At 58.0% G+C, this 3,593-nt stretch carries 3 protein-coding genes; all 3 read left to right on the forward strand.

Annotated features, from left to right (window positions below):
• The first annotated feature begins 115 nt into the window (after positions 1 to 115).
• Positions 116 to 370 carry a hypothetical protein gene (locus H5U38_02445; protein MBC7185871.1) on the forward strand — a complete coding sequence of 85 codons (255 nt, stop codon included), beginning with the start codon at positions 116 to 118 and terminating at the stop codon, positions 368 to 370.
• A 97-nt stretch (positions 371 to 467) separates the two neighbouring features.
• Positions 468 to 2,285 carry a T9SS type A sorting domain-containing protein gene (locus H5U38_02450; GenBank protein MBC7185872.1) on the forward strand — a complete coding sequence of 606 codons (1,818 nt, stop codon included), beginning with the start codon at positions 468 to 470 and terminating at the stop codon, positions 2,283 to 2,285.
• 156 nt (positions 2,286 to 2,441) lie between these two features.
• Positions 2,442 to 3,593: hypothetical protein (locus tag H5U38_02455; protein MBC7185873.1), on the forward strand; the 1,152-nt coding region annotated here is incomplete at its 3' end.

Below are 3,593 nucleotides of genomic sequence, written 5' to 3' on the forward strand. Positions count from 1 at the left end.
GCCGAGAGTCCTCGTCTTTACCACCGACAGCACTCGCGAGGGGAGGCTGATCTACCAACCAGATGATGTTGCCAACGCCTAACTTGGCTACGTCCTGGGAGGGTTCTCGATACGCGTGTCGTTCGTGTTCCAGGGCAATTCCGTAAGTTACGTCGGCGCGTTCCCTGAGCAAGATGGGTTCACAAAGGATTTCTTCCGCGTTGACCTCTCCATGCGGCAGAAGCTGCCTTGGTGGGGCTTGGAGGTATTCTTCGATGCGGTGAATCTCAACAGCCGTTCGAACATGTCGGCGCAAAAGTCCATCGGTGGATTCACTAGTGTTCAGAACTACGGTTTGGTGGCCAACTTGGGCATTCGCTACCGCATCTGAGGCAGTGTTGCGCGGGGAAGCGGAACCCAGCGCTCACAGCAAATGGGGGTGCGCTGAGACGACAGAAACAGTGGACGCAACGGAAGGAGGAGAAATCATGAAGCGTTGGCTAACGGTGTTCTTGATTACCCTCGTCTTGGCCACAGTGGTCTACGCGCAGCAGAAAGACACAGTGTACGTGGCCAGTGACTTGGCGGGGGAGGGGAATTTGAACGTCGCGGTTCAGGAGAAGATCAACGCGGGAACTCTGTCAAGAACGGTTTTCAAGCTGGAAAGGTTGGGCTACTACATCATCACCGGCACCATTACGGTCCCTCAAGGGGAGCATTTGGAAATTGTTGGACCGCCAGTGGGAAGAACACAAGAAGAGGCACCGCCTCAAATCGTGTGGACCTCAAGCGGCGGAGTCGCCACCAACTTCATGTTCGACTGCTTCGGCGACCTCACCATGAAGAATGTCTGGCTCCGCTATGCAAACACCGCCGGGGCGCAGGTGGGGACGACGATTCAGTTCGAAGACGACCCGGTAGCCAACGAGTCTGGGAAGGGGGAGGTGGGAGTGTTCGAGGACGTGGTTTTCGAGTACTCCTCCTGTCCGCCTAATGCCGGTGGTGCCGTAACCGTGACGGCGAAGCGGTTCAGGGGCACGTTCAAGAACTGCTACTTCCGCAATTGTATAGACACGCATTTGCGCTACTACGGCCGAGCTTTGTCGTTCCCTTATGCCACCAGCGGCTGGCACAACGACTTCGTCTACTTCGAGAACTGCACCTTTGCCAATATCGGCTACGTGTACATGCAGGAAGGGGACGAGTACGGTGACGAAGTCTACTTCAACCACTGCACCTTCATGAACGTGGTTATGTTCGTGTTGGAGTCGGGCTGGTGGTGGAAAATGAACGTCACCAACTCGCTGTTTGTCAATACGTACATGTTCGGCTACATCCCGGCGCAAGTGGGTGCGGGGGGAGTGCCCTTCGGCGGCACGATCGCGATTGCGAAGGTTGAAGACTTCGGGTTCAGCGTCCCCTTCACCGAACAAGATCGCCGCATCCTGTTCGCCAACAATGCCTACTACTTGGAGGATTGGCTCACCGATTGGATGGTCAATTGCCCGTATGGCAAGGAAAAGAAGAGGAACCGCGAGGTCGATATGGTCCCGGCGCCCATGCCGATGCTCAATGACTCGACGCTTGCGTTTTTCAACGCAGACGATCGGTTCCCGTACATGAGTGTGGCCAATCTTTACAATGGGCTGGAGTTCGTGCGGGAGACCAGCGGAATCCTGAAGGGAAAGCCTATCGCAGCACTGAACCCCCGTATTCTGGTGCCGCCTACCGACCTGGCGGCCATCAAAGTCTTCCTGAACTACAAATGCACTACAAACGCGGACACCAATTGGGCGTACAACCCGGATGCGGGCTACTATCAGACGTGGCCTTTGCCGGAGAACTTGGCTTATAGCAACGACACTCTGAAGACGGCGGCCATGGGTGGCTTCCCGCTGGGAGATCTGTACCACTGGTGGCCTGAGGAGTACGAGCGCTGGCGCGCCCAGGCTGACGAGGAGCGGGCAAGAATCTTGACTTGGCGAGACACGGGCATCGACCCGCAGAGCAGTGTCGAGTCGCCTGTGGCGAATCTTATCCCGACAGGGTTCACACTCGCCCAGAACTACCCGAATCCGTTCAACCCGAGAACCAAGATCGTCTACTACCTGCCCACGGAGGGGCGGATCAAGCTGACGGTCTACAATGGCCTCGGGCAGAAGGTGGCCACATTGGTGGAGGGAGTGAAAGCTGCCGGCGAGCACACCGTTACCTTCGACGGCTCGAACCTCCCAGGTGGCGTCTACCTCTATCGCCTCCAGGGCGACGGCGTGTCCTTGACGAGGAAGTTTGTATTGCTCAAATAGCAGGGGCGTCAGCAGTAGAGCCCGCGGTTGCCCCTCCCAGGCGGCACAGAAAGGGAGGGGCAACCGTGGCAGCCAAAGAGAAGAATTCTTGCTCGAGGTTGTTAGGCAAGATGCGCATGAGGAGCAGTACTACAAACAAAAGAGGAGGGCGATGAGATGAAAGGACCTCGCTACTTGTTCGTGGCTCTGGTCATCGCTGCTATCGCCTTTGGGGAGGCGGTGGCATTTGGCCAGAGTGCGGTGCAGACGTGGGGTTTCATCGGCAACAAAGGGCCCACCCGTACCAGCGGGTGGAAGTTTGTGCCAGGTGCGGCTCCCGGCGCTGCGGGCGTGGCCGGGGAGAATGCGCTCAAAGACGGCCAATGGAGCGCCATCCGTGGTGGCTTTGCCGAGGAGGTTACCGCCACGGTTGACCAGGCGATACGGGTGACGGGGAAGATACGTTTTGTGGGTGGTGATCCGAAGTGGTGGAATGCGTTGCGGTGGGGGTTGTTTTACCATGACAGTGCGGGGGTGGTGGTGAATGTGGACACGGATTCGGCGTACTGGACGGGGTATGAGAAGTACGCCAATGGGTATTTGTTTGCGCCGCACAATGGGGTAGTGGATCGACCGAACTGGGCGAATGGGGGAGGTGGTGATGCTGGTGTGGTGCGGTACAGCACGTGGATGAGCACGTATGGCAACAACCTATCGCTCGGTTTTGTGGATCAGAAGCCGCGGCGTGCGGAGATGACGGAGGGGTTGTACAACTGGGCGGTGTCGGTGCAGCCGTTGGGTGATGGGACCAAGGAGGTGCGGTTTTACCTGATCAAGGAGGACAACAGCTACTGGTGGGCGGCGACGCGGATTGACACGACGACGATTGCGCCGGTGTTCAACGGGGTTTGTTTTGCGATCAATGGTGGTCAGGGGGGGAGTGCCTCCACGGTGCGGGGGATGTATCTTGAGGATGTGTATGTGGATCGTGGGGCGCCGATTGAGATACCGGAGGCGCCGTTTGTGCCGTTTTACGTGGCGCAGTGGGGTTTCATTGGCAACCAGGGGCCGACGCGGACCAGTGGGTGGAAGTTTGTGCCTGGGGAGTTTGCGGGCAATGCGGGGGTAGCTGGGGAGCAGGCGTTGCGGGATGGTCAGTGGAGTGCGATTCGTGGTGGGTTTGAGGAGGAGGTGAGGGCGACGCAGGAGAATGCGATACGGGTGACGGGGAAGATACGTTTTGTGGGTGGTGATCCGAAGTGGTGGAATGCGTTGCGGTGGGGGTTGTTTTACCATGACAGTGCGGGGGTGGTGGTGAATGTGGACACG

The organism is Calditrichota bacterium (genome assembly GCA_014359355.1).
GTDB lineage: Bacteria > Zhuqueibacterota > Zhuqueibacteria > JANLFK01 > Oleimicrobiaceae > Oleimicrobium.